The organism is Alsobacter metallidurans (genome assembly GCF_014636935.1).
GTDB classification, from domain to species: Bacteria; Pseudomonadota; Alphaproteobacteria; order Rhizobiales; family Beijerinckiaceae; genus Alsobacter; species Alsobacter metallidurans.
Genome location: NZ_BMES01000003.1, coordinates 272186 through 287966, shown reverse-complemented (window position 1 = coordinate 287966; position 15781 = coordinate 272186). Strand labels below are relative to the sequence as shown.

Sequence of the window (15781 nt, the reverse complement as noted above, 5' to 3'; positions counted from 1 at the left end):
AGAGCTATGGGTGAATACTCGTCTAAGTTGATCGGTTTTCTTCACCAGTTGTGCCGAAGGCTTAACTTTTCCGACCCATGATCCGGATGTCCGTGCAGGGTCCGTTGATGCGTTTCTGGTTCAAATCCGTCGGGAACGACGCAAAGGCCGAGATCTCCGGCAACGCTCCGGAGGCGGAGCCGCGGCCGACGCCCCGTTCGATGGAACCGCCCGCCCGCGACGCAAGCGAGACGATCCGGCTGATGCAGGCCGACGTGTTCCGCAATGTCCGCGAGGTCGGCGAGGCCAACTTTGAGCTGCGCCGCAAGCTGCGCGACGCATTCGGGCTGCTGGAGCGGCTGCGCGGCCGGGCGCAATCCTTCGCCGGCATGGCCGAGGCGGCCCGCAACAGTTCGGGCGCGATCTCGGTGGCGCTGCGCGACCTCGCTTCCGCGAGCCACACGATCAGCAGCCGCATTGGCGAGTCCAGCGTCACGGTGGACGCGGCCGAGTCGCGCGCGCGGCGGGCCAGCGAGGGCGTCGGCCAGTTGCGGGACTCCGTCGCGGAAATCGGCCAGGTCGTGAATCTGATTGCCTCCATCGCCCGGCAAACCAACCTGCTGGCGCTGAACGCCACCATCGAGGCCGTGCGGGCCGGCGACGCCGGGCGCGGCTTCGCGGTTGTGGCCTCCGAGGTGAAGGCGCTCTCCATCGCCACCCAGGAGGCGACGAACCGCATCGCGTCCACGATCGACAAGGTGCGGGCCAGCGCGCTGACGTCCATCGACGACGTCTCGACGCTGGGTCTCGCGATCAGCGACCTGCGCGACAGCTTCGCGACCGTGGTGGAGGCCGTCTCCGTCCAGGTCGCCACCACGACCGAGATCGGCCGCAGCGCCGCTGAGGCGGCCCAGTTCGCCGAGGAGGTGAACATGGAGGCGCTGCGCATCGACGCCCTCGGCGACGAGGCCGTGGTGCTCGCCGGCGCGGCCGACCAGGCCTCGGAAAAAACTGACATCACGATCGCGCAGCTCAGCGACAACGCTTCGATCCTGGTGCGGCAGACCGACAACCAGGAAACCATCGCGGACCGACTGCCGGTGGTGATCGACGCCAAGCTGCATGTCGGCGGACGGGTGATCCCGGTGCAGACCGGCAACGTCTCGCCCGAAGGCGCCTTCGTGCACACGGGCGAGACGCTGCTGGACGCCGTCGGCGAGGCCGTGATCCTGGAAGCGCCGAGGCTCGGGCGCTTCGAGGCCCGGATCGCGTCGGTGAAACGCAACGGCCTGGGGCTACGCATCCAGAATGCGGATGCCGGCTCGCGGGCCGCGCTGCGCGAGCTGCTGGCGCGCCTCACCGAAAGCTATGCGCCGCTGCGGGTGCGCTCCGGCGCGCTCGCCGACACGGTGGCGCGCCGCTACGAGGCCCTGCTGCTGGAAGGCTGGATCGCCCCTGCCGACCTGTTCGACACCAGCTACATCGCCCAGCCGGGGGCGCATCCGCCCCGCTTCGGGCTGATGCATCTGGCCGTGCTGCAGGAGGGGATGGACCAGCTCATCGACGCCCATTGCGGCGAGGCTCCGCAGCCGTTGGCCGCTTTTCTGGTGGATCGCAATGGCTTTTGCGTCGTCGCCTGCGGCCGCGCGGCGGAAGCCCGCAGCCTGCCTGGCCGCATGCTGAATGACGGCGCCGGGCTGGCGGCCGCCCGCAATCTCAGGCCCTGCCTGATCCACTCCTACGCGTCCGACTTCGCGGGCGTCGTCCAGGAAGTCAGTTCCCCGGTGTTCGTGGAAGGCCGCCATTGGGGCGCGGTGCGCACGGCCTACGGGTTGGTGTCCGCGCGAGGCTGAGGCACGGATCCTCGGGCCGACATCGGCAGAGCTTGCGCCGCATGGAACGGCGAGAGCCGCCTCGCCCCTTTTGCGAGGAGCGAAGCGACGAAGCACTCCAGACGCCGGGCGCGAGGCTCGCGTTCACTGGCCCAGCTTCAGCTAATCTGTTGCGCTTCGCTGGCGATGACGGGAGGGGAACCCGCTCGCAGATCGGGGCCCCTGATCAGCCGCCCACTACGCCCTTGCTGGTTTGCACGGTCCAGCTCTTGCCGATGCGCTCGATCGCGTCGACGCGGCCGATGCCCGGGAGAACGTCGCCGCGGGCGACTTCGTAGAGGCCCCCTGGGCCTTCCAGCAAGGCGATGCCGTTGAAGACGCCCCGCACCGACCAACCCTTCAGGGATTCGGGCTTGGCGGGGGCCTTGGCGGCCGCAGCAACAGGCGCTTCGGGCGGCGCGGCGGCCGCCGCGGCCGGCGCAGGCGCGATCGACGCGGTCGTGACGGGATCGCGCTGGCGATCGGCGCGGTCGAGCTTTTCGGCGATGGCGGCGATGCGGGCGGCGGGTTCGCGCTCGAACTGCTCGAGCCGGGCGATCTGGGCCGCGACCTGCGCGAGGGCGCCGGCCGAGTCCGCCTTGGCGCGCTCGGCCTGGGCGCCGATCTGCGCAACCGCGACGGCGGTTTCGGCGCGCGACTTTTCGAGGCTGTCGCGCAGCGTGGCGACGCGCTTTTCGAGCGCGCGGATTTCGTCCGAGCCGGCCGTGCGGTCCACCGAAGCCTTCACGACGTCAACGGCGGCGCGCAGGCCGCGCAGGTCCGAGGCGAGCTTCTGGGCGTCGCGGGGATTGGCGACGGCGCCGGTTCCCTTCCACTGCGTCATCGCCAGGACGGAGCGGACCTGCTCGGTCTCGTGATGGGCGGCCGTGAGCGCGCGGTTCTGAAGCTTGTGCGACACGAAGCCGCCCACAAGGGCGCCGACTGCGAGCGCGACCGCGAGACCGGCCGCCACCGGGGCGTAGCGCCGGGCCGAGGAGGCGTTGACATGGGCGGCGGTCGCCCTGGCGCGGGCGCGCATCAGGGCCGTCTGCGCGGCGATCACGCTTTTTGGCACCTCCTGCACGGGCGCCTTGGCGAGCTCGGGCTTGATCGCGGGATTGAGCTCAGGCTTCGGCTCGGGCCGGACCTCGGGGGCGGCGGAGGCCGCGTCCAGGGGGGCCTCGGCGCCCGCCGGTGCGGTGGGAGCAGACTCGGAGACGGTCGTCATGGCTGAGCCTCGGAATGGATCTCCATTCTTTGGTAACCACGATTGTTTACCTGTTTCTTACCAAGCCGGACGGAAACGCAATCTCAGGTTGTGGCCGGCCCGGTGGACTGCTCCTCGGACGGCTGCTCGACGGCGCCGCGCCGCTGCAGGACGCGCGCGAGCTGCCAGCACAGCATCGCCCACGCGCAGCCGACAGCCCAGCCGCCCAGCACGTCCGTGGGCCAGTGCACGCCGAGATAGACCCGGCTGCAGCCGATCGCGACGGCCAGCAGGAGGCCAAGCGCCACCACGAAGGCTTTCACGCGGCGCTTGGAGCTCACCCGTGCGAGCAGCGCGCCCAGCGTGATGTAGGCCACCGCGGACATCATCGCGTGGCCGCTCGGAAAGCTGAGGGTGTGGACATCCACCAAGTGGGCCACCAGCGCCGGGCGCGGGCGATCGAAGCCGATCTTCAGCACAAAGGACAGCAGGGTGCCGCCGCCAATAGAGACAGCCGCGAACAGGGCCGCGTGGCGCTTGCCGTCCATCACGAGATAGAGGATCGCCGCGATTGTGATGAAGCTCAGCACGGTGACGCTGCCGAGGGCCGTGATGTCGCGCATCACGCCCTCCAGCCAGGGCGGACCAATGGGGTTGGCGGCGTCGCCCGGCGTCCGCAGGGCCAGGAGAATGCGCTGGTCGAAGCCGTGGGTGTCGCCCTCCACGACCTCGTCGGCGATCTTCACGAAGGCGAAGAGCCCGGCCGCCACGATGGACAGGGCCAGAACGGAGCCGAGTTCGAGGCGGAAGCGGTCGCGCAGCTGTTCGAGAATCAAGGGAGGCTCCATCTGCGCCGCAAGCGAGGGCTGCGACGATCCCGCCGGGAACCCGCGATCCCGCCGCGGGGTTGCACCACACCGAATGTGGACGCCCCCGCCATGGATTCCCAGCCCTCCGAACTCCCCGACGACGCCAGCCCGCTCGAGCAGGCGACCAACGAGGCCCAGCGTGAGGCCGCCGAGCAGGCGGGCCTCGTGTACGTGTCGGATGAGGAGCCGGGATTCCGGCGGCGTAGATCCGGCAAGGGCGTGAGCTATCTCGACCTCGACGGCAAGGCGATCCGCGACCCCAAGACGCTGGAGCGCATCCGCAAGCTCGCGGTGCCGCCCGCCTATACGGACGTATGGATCTGCCCGGATCCGAACGGGCACATCCAGGCGACCGGGCGCGACGACAAGGGACGCAAGCAGTATCGCTACCACCCGCGCTGGCGCGAGGTGCGCGACAGCGACAAGTTCGAGCACATGCTGGAGTTCGCCAAAGGCCTGCCGGCGCTGCGCGAGCGCATCGACGCCGACATGGGCAAGCGCGGGCTGCCGCGCGAGAAGGTGCTGGCCACCGTGGTGCAGCTCCTGGAGAACACGCTGATCCGGGTCGGCAACGCCGACTACGTGAAGCAGAACAAGAGCTACGGCCTCACCACGCTGCAGGACCGGCACGTCAAGATCGACGGCCAGGAGCTGCGCTTCGCCTTCAAGGGCAAGAGCGGCAAGACCTGGAAGCTGAAGGTGAAGGACCGGCGCATTGCCCGGCTGGTGAAGGCCTGCCAGGACATCCCGGGCCAGCACCTGTTCCAGTATTTCGACGAAAACGGCGAGCGCCAGCCCGTCACTTCGGCGGACGTGAACGCCTACCTCAAGGAAGCCACCGGCCGGGACATCACGGCCAAGGATTTCCGCACCTGGGCGGGCACCGTGCTGGCCGCCATGACGCTGCGGGAGTTCGAGACCGTGGACAACCAGGCCCGGACCAAGAAGACCATCAAGGCCGCGGTGGAGCGCGTCGCCATCCGGCTCGGCAACACGCCGACGATCTGCCGCAAGTGCTACGTGCATCCGGAGGTGTTCAACGCCTATCTGGACGGCGGGCTGGTGGAGAGCATCGAGGAGGAGGTCGACGCCGAGCTGCGCGACAATCTCGAGAAAATGAAGCCCGAGGAGGCCGCCATCCTGGTGGTGCTGCAGCGCCGGCTCAAGCAGGACCTGCGCTCGCGGCTGGAGAAATCCGTGGAGGCGGTCGCCGAGAAGCCCGCCCGCAAGAGCGCCAGGCGCAAGCCGAAGGACGAGCGCGCGGCCGCGTAGGCGCCGCGTTCAGGCTTTGCGCAGGCGAAACACAAGGCCGTCCCACAGCGTGAACGGCCGGTCCGGCTCGCCATCCAGCGTCAGGCCGGCGGCGGTCGCCCAGGCGGCCAGGTCGTGCGCGTCGCGGGCGTCATCGCCTCGGTAGGACAGGTTGGCGAGCACGAGACGGCCGCCCGGCGCGAGCGTGCGGGCGAGTTCGTCCACCATGCGGGGCGCGAGGTCGCCGCCGGCCTGAACGAGGTATGGAAACACGTCCACGGCGAGCGCGAGATCGATGGACGCGTTGGCGACGCCTTCAAGATCGCGGCCATTCGCCTGCGCGAAGGCGGCGTTGGGCAGGGCGGCGCAGCGGCGGCGCGCCTCGGCGACCATGCCGGCCGACACGTCGAGGCCTAGCAGCCGGCGGCAACGCGGGGCGATCAGCGCCGAGAGGCGGCCGACGCCGCAGCCGAAATCCAGCACAATCGCGTTCGCGCGCAGCGCGCCCCAGCGTTGGAGCGCATCGACCAGCTCGCGGCTGACCTGCGCGGTGAGCGCCGGGTCGCCCAGCCCGTAGAGCGCCACGCCGGCGTCCGGAGCGCTGGCCGCGAGGCTGTCGAACACGCCCGCCCATTCGGCGACGGCGGCTTGCGGCGAAAGCGCGTGGGCGTCGTGCCGGGCCTGTGCGAGCACGTCGTGGATGGTCGACCATGCGTGTGGGCGTTCGGCCCAGCAGCGTTCCACGGCGGCGAGCCGCGTCCGCGCGGCCTCGTCGGGCTGGGCCGCGACGGCGTCGCGCAGGGCGTCCCGGGCCGCCGCCTCGCTCGGCGCCGCCATCAAGAGGTGCATGAGCCCGAGATGGGGCGGGCAACCCGCGGCGGTTGCGCGGGCCAGAGCCGATGCGATCGGCGCCGAGGCGTCAGCCATGGGGCGGGCTCACGCGCCGCCAGCTGTTGGGCTGGTCAACCGCGCCCCAGTCGTATTTGTAAGCCTCCTGGCCGCGCAGAAACGAGAACGAGGCGGCGCCGCGTCCCGACGCTCGCCCGATGGCGCGCCCGAGCAAGATCGCGCCGGGGCTTTCATGCGCGAAGACGGGGTCGAACCCGCCCACATACGCGTAGGAGCGGCGTTCGTCTTGGAAGCCGTAATAAGCGCCCGCGATTGCGCCGCCGATGCGCAGCAAGGCGGTTTCGGCGAGCCCCTCGGCGAGCATCAGCGGCAGGGCGCGGGCGTGGAATTCCCGCACCGTCGCGTCGTCCAGAACGCCGGCTTCACCCCGGCTGCGCCAGCGGGCGCCGTGAAGCTGCGCCAAGGCGTCCAGAAAAGCCGATGGGCCGAGCGCGTCGGCGTCCTCGAACAGCATGGGACCGCGCCGCTCGGCGCGGTGGCGGGCCATGCGGGTCTTCCGGCGGCGCGTCGCCGGGATGCTGCGCGGCAGGCCGCAGTCGTCCGTGGAGCGGTCGCGGTCGAGGTCCAGCGCCGGGCAGCTTTCGCCGGGGCCGCTCTCGTTGCTCCAGCCGGGCGGCGTCGCGACCGACCAGCCGGCGGCGTCGGGCGCCAGGTCCACCCATTGCACCGGCAAGCCGATCCGCGCGGTGGCGGCGCCCAGCGCGCCGGCGGCGTCCGGGCAGGCGGGGTCCAGCAGCACGTCGCAGAAGTCGGAGAGCGAAATCCCAACCGGCAGCAGGCGGCCGCCGTCGGGGCCGTTCTCGCGATAAAGCGGCGCGAGGGCGACCAGAACCGGGCCGTCCCACACGGCCACGGTCGCGAGCGCGCCCGGATGGAACACCGCCCACCAGGGTCGAAGCCAGGCGGGCGATTGAAAGGGCGTCGCGGCGGGGCAGCGCCGCCAAAGAGAGCGCCATGCCGGTTCGAGCGCCGCAAGCGCGGCTTCGTCCCGGATGATCTCGGCCTGCAGCGCGCTCATGCGGCGCCCCGGCGCCGATGTGCGGCGGTCAGTTCGCGGTAGAGCCCGAGGTAGCGACCGGTCATGCCGTCCAGCGAGAAGCGTTCGCGCGCAACGGCCCGGGCCCATTCGGGATCGATGTCGCGGGCGCGCGCTATGGCGGCCGCCATGCCGGCGACGTCGTCCACCAGAAAGCCCGTTTCGCCGTCCCGCACCGCCTCCGGCAGGGCGCCGCGCCGGAACGCCACCACGGCCGTGCCGCACGCGATGGCCTCGCGGGCCACGAGCGAGCTGGTCTCGTCCACGAGGGCCGGAACCAGCAGGCATTGCGCCGCATGGAGGAGCCGGCGCTTGCGCGCGAAGCCGACCGGCCCGACGAAGCGGCGCCGGCTGTCGAGCCTCGGCGCGATCTCGTCGGCGAAATAGCGCTGGTGCTCCGGATAGGCGAAGACCTCGCCGGCGATCACAAGGTCGATGTCGGTCGCCCTGGCGGCCTCGATCGCGAGGTGGACACCTTTTTCAGGGCAGATTCGGGCGAGCACCAGCGCGAAATCGCGCTTCCTGACGCGGATCGCCTGGAGCCGGTCCACCGGCACGCCGTTCTCGATCGGGGCGAGGAGGTTGGCGGAAGACGGGCACGCGGCGGCCTGCGTGGCCGAAACCGGATTGAGCCAGAGTGGACGCGGGCCGGGCCGAAAGATCGACGGGTCGTACCAGTCCGCTGGCAGATGCAGCGTCGCGAGCATCGGAACGTCGAGATCGGGCCGGTAGGACGGGAAGTCGATCCCGTGGAAATGGATGAGGTCAACCGCCTCGCGGGCCGCCACGGCCTCGATCGCGGTTCGGCATTGCCGCCGGACCGCGTCACGGGCGGCCTCTGTCAGCACCGCGTCGACGCGCGGCAGCGCGACGCATTCGCCCGCCACCCTCGATCCCTCCTGGGCGATCACGATCGAGCGCCGGCCCGACCTCACGATGGCGCTCTCCACCGCCGACAGCACCTGCTCGGCCCCGCCCGCCGCATCCGGCCCCACGGCCGCGAACGGGTAGGCCACGCTGAGGATCGCCCCGGTCACGCCCGTCGCCCCGCCAATGCGGCGCAGCGCGCGCCGAGGCAGGCCGCAGGCCCACCCTCCTCTCGAGGGGGAGGGTCGCCGCGCAGCGGCGGGGTAGGGTGGCTCCGGGCGTTTAGCTCCAACTGTTCAGCCGGTCTGAAAGAGAAATCCTGCGAGAGCGCGCCCAACCCCGGCCGCACCCCACCCCGCCGGGCTTCGCCCGTCGACCCTCCCCCTCGAGGGGAGGGTGGGCTGCGGCGCAGCGCCGTCATGGGGCGGGCGCCGTGGGGTCCGGCGCTTGATCGGGGAGGCCGAGCTCCTGACGGGCGGCGGCGACTTTGGCGAGCCATTGTGGGCCGTCGAGTCCCCAGCTGTGGCGCTCGTAGAGGATGTGGCCGCCGTTCGGCGGTGCGCCGAAGTCGTAGTCGGGCGCGTTGCGGAAACGCTCGGCCTGAAGCGGAAACTGCGCCAGCGTTTCGTGCTGGGTCGCGTAGGCGGCGATCATGCGTGCCTTGCGGGACACGTCCTCGGGGTCGAGCACGAGTTGCACGGCGACGGAGCCCGGGATCGGCTCGAAATGCTGGGGCTGGAATTCGCCCTCGTCGCCGAGACGGTAGAATGGCGCCTCGATGATTTCCACCGCCCGACCCTGCGCGTTGACCGCGCGTACGGCCGCGTGCGCCGCGAAGGCGACGCCGTCATGGTCCGGGTGGCCGCCCTCATAGGCGTGCGTGATCACGATGTCGGCGTCGCCCAGTGCGGCGACGAGGCGGCGGGCGACATCCGCGAGCGCGTGCGCGACGCCCTGGTCGGGCACGTTGAGGAACGACACCTGCATATCCGCGGCGTCGCCTTCGCGCAGCGCCGCGGCGAGCTCCTCGCGGCGGGCCTGCGCGTAGGCGGCGGCGTCCGCGAAGCCGTGCCGGCCCGCATCCGCGAGGTCGCGCGGGGCGCCGTCGGTGACAATCACGATCCGCAGCCCCTTGAGGCGGCACAACTGAGCGCCGAGCGCGAGCGTCTCGTCGTCCGGATGCGCGAACACCGCCACCATGCGTGACGCGTCCAGGCGCGGGCGCGACGGCTCGGCCAGCTGGGCGAGCGCGTGGAGGGCCGGCGTGGAATGGCGCGGGATGTCGCTCATCCGGTCATCGCCTGGACCGGCGGCCGCGCGACGGCAGAGCGCGGCGCATAGCGCCGGATCATGCTGGCGCAGAAATCCGCGAATTCCTGCTTGTCCAGCGGCGGGCTGGTGTGGTGGGGCTCGATGCCGCGGTGCTCGGGCGTGAAGCAGAACGTCACGGTGACGTCGAAGTCCTGAAGCGCCTCCATCTGGCGGTCGAACCAGTCCAGCGCGTTGGGGCGGAAGCTGTCGGCCCAGGACAGGCCGGTGCGCAGGTAGGTGACGCCGAGCCGCTTCATCCACGCCACCGCGTCGTCGAGCCGGTGGTCCTCGTAGTGGAACCACTGGCACAGGCCGAGCTGCGGCGCATACTCGCCGAAGACCTCCAGGGACGGCTTGGGCGTCCCGTCCTCGCGCAGGAGGCCCATGTAGAAGTGCCGGTAATAGGACGAGCCCTCCGCCTCGCGGTGGCGCGTCGTGGCCGGCCAGGCGCGGGGCAGGTCGTAGAGGCTGTACCAGTGGATGCGCGGCGCCTGCCCGATCAGGAGCTCGGCCGTGCGCTTCAGGCCCCAGGCCTGCACCTCCTCGGCCCCGAAGGTCGAAATGCCGACCTCCGACACCCAGACGGGCAGGTCTGTGACGGCTTTGATCTCGCGGATCTTTTCCGGCCACTCGTCGAGCTTCCACAAGTTCCAGTCGAGCGGGAAGCCGTGCACCGCGACGGCGTCGACATTGTCGAGCACGCCCTTGGAGGCCATGTTGTTGACCCAGCCGGGATCGATCGGCGACATGCCGCCGAGCACGCGCGGGATGTCGGGGTTCTCGGCCTTGATCGCCCGGCCCGCCGCCACCGCCATGTCGGCGAACATGGTCCAGTCGGGGTCGATATTCGGGTCCCAGTGGGACTTGTTGTTGGGTTCGTTCCAGATCATCGCGGCTTCGATCACGCGGGCCTCCCATTCGTGCCGGTAACGCCGCTCGCCCGGTCGGGGCGGGCCGGGTACACCGGCGCGGCGTCTGGGTTCTTGTCGGCGACCCGGCAGAGATAGACCTCCTGCTCGGGGTGCTCGACGATGCTGAAGCCGGAGCTGCGGAGCATGGCTTCCACGCAGGCGGCGTTCGGGGCCCACCAGTTGGTGGGGTCCTGCGAATAGCGATGCTCGATGAAGTGCATCTTCGGCCAGGTGGGCCGGTCGAACATCGCGGTCTCGGTGAAGGGGTAGTCCGGCTCCACGGGCTCGGCCTGCTCGGCGCCGCGCTGCATGGACTGAAACACCATGAGGTCGCCGCAGACATGCTCTCGGATCAGGTCCAGCGCCAGCAACGGGTGACGCAGGTGGTAGAGCACGCCCATGAAGATCACGACGTCGAACTTCTCACCCAGCGCTCCGACGTCGTAGACGGAGAGCTGGCGGAACTCGATCTCGCTGAAGCCCAGCACCTCGGCGGCGAAGCGAGCCTGGCGGAGATAGTCTTCGTCGAAGTCGACGCCCAGGACGCGGGCCGCGCCGCGGCGCTTCATCTCCATGGAATAGAAGCCGGCGTTGCAGCCGATATCCAGCACGGTCTTGCCCGAGAGGTCGGCCGGGATCGCGCTCGCGAAGCTCTTCCACTTGATGTTGGGGTAGTCGCCCAGAAAGTGCTCGGGCGCGGTCTGGACGCCGTTGAGGTTGATGTTGTGGAACCACGGGCCGAGCGCGGCGGCGCGGCTTCGGATCTCGTCCGGGCTCATGGTGACGGTCATGGGCGCGGGCTCCTGTTGGCGAGGATGTCGGCGGTTTCAAAGGGGCGGCCGTCCGGCCGGCCGAGCTCGACGCGCAGGCCGGGCGTCGGGCGCTCGTCCGGCTGGGCGGTTTCGCCCAGCATGCCGATGGCGGTGCGGTAGCCGTTGAGCGTGCCGACATCGACGTAGCGCTCGCCGGCCTTGACGCCGACGGCCTTGCCGCCCTGCGCCAGCCAGGCGTTCACGAGCGTGCCGATGTATTCGTCGCGGCCGTTGCGGGCCTGCCAGAGGTCGCGCAGCTCGGCCAGAATGGCGCCCGACATCTTGAACGCGCCCCAGATCCAGCGCGAGGTGGCGTCCTTGCTCTTGACCTGTATCTCCAGGACGTTGCCGTCGCGGTCCATCGCGACCGCATCGAAGAATTCCGGATGGTCGACCGGAAACAGCAGAAACGAGAGCTTGTTGTCCGGCAGCTCGGCCAACGCGTCGGCCGGAAACCAGACCGTGTCGGGCAGGCCGACGATCACCTGCTCGTCGGCCGGCACCAGCGGGGTGGCGCGGAAAATCGCGTCGCAAAGGCCGCTCGGGCGCGGCTGCACCACATAGGCGATCGTGGCCGCGCCATAGCCGCCGCCGTAATACTCCATGATGTCCGACTTGCCGGGCGAGATCACGAAGCAGATCTTGGTGGCGCCGCCGCGCAGCATGCGCTCGACGAGGTATTCGCTGACCGCGCAGGGCCGCTCGGTCTCGCCGTCGAGGCGGCTGCCCACGGGCAGCAGCTCCTTGGAAAAGGCCAGCGGCTGGATGCGGCTGCCGCGGCCCGCGGCCGGAACGATTCCCCACATGCTCGCCTCCTTCAGGCCTCTGCGGCCATGGACTGGCGGCTCGCGGCTTTCGCCGCCCCGAGCGCATCCAGCAGATCCCGGGCGCGGCGCGCCGAGGTGTGTTCGGCCAGAACGCGCTCGCGCGCCCGCTTGCCGATCAGGGCGACCTCGTCCGGCGAACGATCCAGCGCCGCGAGGGCGTCGTCGGTGGTTCGGGCGAGCAGGATCTCGCGGCCGGGCTCGAAGAAATCGTCCAGCCCGTCCCAGGCGTCCGATAGCATCGCGGCCCCGCAGGCTGCGGCCTCGAACAGGCGGCCGCTCGGGCACCACCCCATCTCGGCCATGGCCCGGCGGGTGACGTTCAGCGTCAGCCGCGAGGAGGCGTAGAAGGCCGGGTGCTCGGCCGGGGGCAGGTGGCGGACAAAGAAGATGTTGTCCGTCCAGGGGAAATCCTGCGGATACTGCGCGCCCGCCAGCAGGAAGCGCTGCCCCGACCGGCGCCGGGCAGGCTCGATGAACAGGGCGTCAAGGGCGGCCTGCCGGTCCTGCGCGTAGGTGCCAAGGTAGGACAGATCCGCCCGGAAGCGCTCGGCCGGCGGCTCGGGGTGGTGCACGTCGGGGTCGACATGGCCGTAGAGCGGCGCGACCCGGCGAGCGCCCAGGCGGGTGCGGAGCGCGTCCAGCGCCTCGCCGCCCGTGTAGCTGAGCACGAGGTCGAAATCCCGCAGCCCGCGGGGTCCGATTGCTTTCACGTCGGCGCCGCCCCCGATGAGGCTGAGCGTCACGGGGGTGTCGAGGTCGTAGAACACCGCGAGCGGGCGCGGGGCGTCCATGATCAGCGCGGTGGCCTCGACGCCGTGCGGGCAGAAGCTCGTCACCATGGCGACATCGGCGTCCGCCAGCTCGCGCCGGCCGCGCGCATAGGCGTCGCGCCAGTTGGCGTAGAGCACGAGCTCGCCGTTGGGCAGCGCCGTGAGGTCGCGATTCTCCGCGTAGTAGGGCGTGTCGTGCTCGAAGAAGACGACGCGGTGGCCCTCGTTGGCGAGCGCGCGGATGAGGCCGCGCCAGAGGGTGGCGTGGCCGTTGCCCCAGGAGGACGAGACCGTGAGGCCGAAGATCACGATCTTCATGCGGCGGCCTCCTCGTTGAGGCGATGGAGGCGGCAGCCCCACTCGCCCATCACGAGCGTGGTGACGGAGCCGGGCGCGATCTCGATGCGGCTCCAGCCGTCGATCCCAAGGCCGAGCGCGTAGAGCACGAGCGCGCGCAGCGGCTCGGCGTGGGCGACCAGCGCGACGCCCGCGCCCGGATGCCGGGCGACGAGCTTCAGGGCGCAGCGCACCACGCGGTTCTGGACGTCGAGCGCGCTTTCGCCGTTCGGGGCGCGGGCGAGGCTGCGGTTCTGATTCCAATTGGCCCAGGCAGGGTCGGGCGCGAGCTCCTCGAAGGTCTTGCCCGTCCAGTCGCCGGCGTCGAATTCCTCGAGGTCCGCGTCGGTGGTCACCGGCAGGCCGAGGCGCCGGGCGATGGGCTCGGCGGTGTCCTGGGCGCGCTCGCGAGGGCTGGCGTGGATAGCCGCGATGCTCTCCCGCGACAGCCGCTCGGCGGCCCACTCGGCTTGGCGGTGGCCTTCTTCGGACAGATGCACGCCGGGCGTGCGGGCGCTCAGCGTCCGGTTCACCTGGTCGTGCGCGCCGTGGCGGACAAGAAACAGCGTGGTGGTCACGGCTTCGCCCCGCTTACGCGTCGCCGTTCACGAAGGAGAGCGTGCGCTCGCGCGCCTCGCCGTCGGTGAACTGCTGCGGCGGGGACTTCATGAAGTAGCTCGACGGGCCTGTCAGCGCGCCGCCGATCTTGCGGTCCAGCGCCAGCTTGGCGCAGCGCACGGCGTCGATCACGATGCCGGCCGAATTGGGCGAGTCCCACACTTCGAGCTTCAGCTCGCAGTTCAGCGGGACGCCCCCGAAGGTGGTGCCTTCCATGCGGATGTAGCACCACTTGCGGTCGGTCAGCCACGGCACGTGGTCGCTGGGGCCGACATGCACGTTCTCGGGCGCGAGCGGCACGTCGAGCTGGCTGGTGACAGCCTGGGTCTTGGAGATCTTTTTCGACTCGAGGCGCTCGCGCTCCAGCATGTTCTGGAAGTCGGCGTTGCCGCCGAAATTGAGCTGGTAGGTGCGGTCCAGCCGCACGCCACGCTCCTTGAACAGGTTGGTGAGCACGCGGTGCACGATGGTGGCGCCGACCTGGCTCTTGATGTCGTCGCCGATGATCGGCAGCCCGCGCTCCTCGAAGCGCCTGGCCCAATCCGGGTTGGAGGCGATGAACACCGGGATGCAGTTCACGAAGGCGCAGCCGGCCTTGAGCGCCTGCTCGGCATAGAACTCGGTGGCGGCCTGCGAGCCTACGGGCAGGTAGGACACCAGCACGTCGGTCCCGGAGCGGCGCAGGATGTCGACCACGTCGTCGACGGGCTCGTCGGACTCGGGGATCTCGTCGCGCATGTATTTGCCGACGCCGTCCAGCGTCGGGCCGCGGCTGACGCGCACGCCGGTGGGCTCGGGCTTGGCGAACCGCTCGGTGTTGTTGGGGGCGGCGAAGATCGCCTCGCTGACGTCCTTGCCCACCTTCGCGGCGTTGATGTCGAAGGCGGACGCCACCGCGATGTCGCCGACGTGGTAGCCGCCGAGCTCGACGTTCATGAGCCCGGGCACGGGCTCGTTGGAGTTGGCGTCGCGGTAGTAGGTGAGGCCCTGCACGAGGGACGACGCGCAGTTGCCGACGCCCACGATGCCGATGCGCAGTGTGTTGCGGCTCATCACGTCTCTCCTCATGTTGCGCCCTGCGGGCGGGCGCACGCCGTCCGGGGTCAAACCCGGGCGGCTTCGGTCAGCGCAAAGGCGGCGCGAGCGGCCGGGCGGGCGTTGGCGCGCTCGAACTCGTCCGTGAACCACGCGATGGTGGCTTCCAGCCCGGTCTTGAGGTCGGTGGACGGGGCCCAGCCCAGCATCTCGCGGGCGCGGCTGATGTCTGGCCGGCGGCGGCGTGGATCGTCGACGGGCAGCGGCCGGCTGACGATCTTGGAGGCCGAGCCCGTCATGGCGAGCACGAGCTCGACCAGCTCGCTCACCATCAGCTCGTTGGGGTTGCCGAGATTCACCGGGCCGGGCAGGCCGCCGTCGTGGCGCATCAGCGCCATCAGGCCCTCGACCAAATCGTCCACGTAGCAGAACGAACGGGTCTGCGAGCCGTCCCCATACACCGTGATGTCGCGGCCGGACACGGCCTGCGTGACCACGTTTGACACCACGCGGCCATCATCGGCGGCCATGCGCGGGCCATAGGTGTTGAAGATGCGGGCGACCCGCACCTCGGCCCGGCCGGAGCGGGCGAAGTCGAAGGTCAGCGCCTCGGCGGCGCGCTTGCCCTCGTCGTAGCAGGCGCGTGGACCGGTGGAGTTGACGTTGCCCCAATAGGTCTCGACCTGCGGATGAGCCTCCGGGTCGCCGTAGACCTCGCTGGTGGACGCGAGCAGGAACCGCGCCCCGGTGCTCTCGCACAGGCGCAGCAGATTGCGGCTGCCGAGCACGCTGGTCATCATCGTGTGCTCGGGATCGGCCTGGTATTGCGGCGGCGAGGCCGCGCAGGCGAGGTTGTAGACGAAGTCGACCTTGCCTTTGCCGAGGCGCGCTATCGCGGCCGGAACCGGATCTATGATGTCGCTCTCGATCATCTCGAAGCGCGCTTCGCGTTCAAGATGGCGGATGTTCTGCGTGCGGCCGGTCTGCAGATTGTCGATGCAAATCACGTGTGAGCCATCGGCCAACAGGGCATCGCAAAGATGCGAGCCAACAAAGCCTGCTCCGCCGGCGACGACGACCAGATGACGCTTCCCGTTCTTCATGGTCCCGACCTTTCGCTCATTCGTACGCCAACGCTGCAGGATTGTAGATGGTTCAAATATCCTTGGCGC

The 15781-nt window shown here is 70.3% G+C and carries 15 protein-coding genes; 2 read left to right on the top strand and 13 right to left on the bottom strand.

From position 1 onward, the window contains the following. Positions 1–107 precede the first annotated feature (107 nt). Positions 108–1832, top strand: coding sequence for a methyl-accepting chemotaxis protein (locus IEV99_RS22180; RefSeq protein ID WP_188520024.1), 1725 nt, complete (start codon positions 108–110; stop codon positions 1830–1832). Between the two features lie 205 nt (positions 1833–2037). Here the strand turns inward: IEV99_RS22180 and IEV99_RS22175 are convergent, their stop codons facing one another. Then, the gene (locus IEV99_RS22175) at positions 2038–3078 is read right to left on the bottom strand and encodes a hypothetical protein (protein WP_188520023.1); all 1041 of its coding nucleotides are present in this window, start codon (positions 3076–3078) and stop codon (positions 2038–2040) included. 83 nt (positions 3079–3161) lie between these two features. Further along, positions 3162–3893: a phosphatase PAP2 family protein gene (locus tag IEV99_RS22170; RefSeq protein WP_244644015.1), complete on the bottom strand. Its 732-nt coding sequence runs from the start codon at positions 3891–3893 to the stop codon at positions 3162–3164. Positions 3894–3995: 102 nt separating this feature from the next. Between IEV99_RS22170 and IEV99_RS22165 the strand changes: the two genes are divergently transcribed. After that, the gene (locus IEV99_RS22165) at positions 3996–5198 is read left to right on the top strand and encodes a DNA topoisomerase IB (protein ID WP_188520021.1); all 1203 of its coding nucleotides are present in this window, start codon (positions 3996–3998) and stop codon (positions 5196–5198) included. Positions 5199–5207: 9 nt separating this feature from the next. On the opposite strand, the gene IEV99_RS22160 is transcribed toward IEV99_RS22165, so the two are convergent. The 11 genes from IEV99_RS22160 to IEV99_RS22110 all read right to left on the bottom strand — a co-directional run bounded on the left by IEV99_RS22160 (position 5208) and on the right by IEV99_RS22110 (position 15712). Then, positions 5208–6104 (bottom strand): class I SAM-dependent DNA methyltransferase, encoded by an 897-nt coding sequence (locus tag IEV99_RS22160; RefSeq protein ID WP_188520020.1) that lies wholly within the window; start codon positions 6102–6104, stop codon positions 5208–5210. Beyond that, a complete protein-coding gene (locus IEV99_RS22155; protein ID WP_188520019.1) occupies positions 6097–7104 on the bottom strand; it encodes a GNAT family N-acetyltransferase in 1008 nt (335 codons plus the stop codon). Before IEV99_RS22155 ends, IEV99_RS22160 begins: the two co-directional genes overlap by 8 nt. Next, the gene (locus IEV99_RS22150; RefSeq protein ID WP_244644014.1) at positions 7101–8159 is read right to left on the bottom strand and encodes a glycosyltransferase; all 1059 of its coding nucleotides are present in this window, start codon (positions 8157–8159) and stop codon (positions 7101–7103) included. The genes IEV99_RS22155 and IEV99_RS22150 overlap by 4 nt, the downstream gene beginning before the upstream one ends. A 247-nt stretch (positions 8160–8406) precedes the next feature. Next, positions 8407–9279 carry a PIG-L deacetylase family protein gene (locus IEV99_RS22145; protein WP_188520018.1) on the bottom strand — a complete coding sequence of 291 codons (873 nt, stop codon included), beginning with the start codon at positions 9277–9279 and terminating at the stop codon, positions 8407–8409. Beyond that, positions 9276–10205: a glycoside hydrolase 5 family protein gene (locus IEV99_RS22140; protein WP_188520017.1), complete on the bottom strand. Its 930-nt coding sequence runs from the start codon at positions 10203–10205 to the stop codon at positions 9276–9278. The genes IEV99_RS22145 and IEV99_RS22140 overlap by 4 nt, the downstream gene beginning before the upstream one ends. After that, entirely contained in the window at positions 10202–11002 is an 801-nt protein-coding gene (locus tag IEV99_RS22135) for a TIGR04290 family methyltransferase (RefSeq protein WP_188520016.1), read from the bottom strand. The genes IEV99_RS22140 and IEV99_RS22135 overlap by 4 nt, the downstream gene beginning before the upstream one ends. Further along, the gene (locus IEV99_RS22130) at positions 10999–11829 is read right to left on the bottom strand and encodes a nucleotidyltransferase family protein (RefSeq protein ID WP_188520015.1); all 831 of its coding nucleotides are present in this window, start codon (positions 11827–11829) and stop codon (positions 10999–11001) included. Before IEV99_RS22130 ends, IEV99_RS22135 begins: the two co-directional genes overlap by 4 nt. An 11-nt stretch (positions 11830–11840) precedes the next feature. Then, entirely contained in the window at positions 11841–12938 is a 1098-nt protein-coding gene (locus IEV99_RS22125) for a CgeB family protein (RefSeq protein ID WP_188520014.1), read from the bottom strand. Then, positions 12935–13534, bottom strand: coding sequence for a histidine phosphatase family protein (locus IEV99_RS22120; RefSeq protein WP_188520013.1), 600 nt, complete (start codon positions 13532–13534; stop codon positions 12935–12937). Before IEV99_RS22120 ends, IEV99_RS22125 begins: the two co-directional genes overlap by 4 nt. A 13-nt stretch (positions 13535–13547) precedes the next feature. After that, positions 13548–14627: an inositol-3-phosphate synthase gene (locus IEV99_RS22115; RefSeq protein ID WP_188520012.1), complete on the bottom strand. Its 1080-nt coding sequence runs from the start codon at positions 14625–14627 to the stop codon at positions 13548–13550. Between the two features lie 50 nt (positions 14628–14677). Then, positions 14678–15712: a UDP-glucuronic acid decarboxylase family protein gene (locus IEV99_RS22110; RefSeq protein ID WP_188520011.1), complete on the bottom strand. Its 1035-nt coding sequence runs from the start codon at positions 15710–15712 to the stop codon at positions 14678–14680. Positions 15713–15781: the final 69 nt, after the last annotated feature.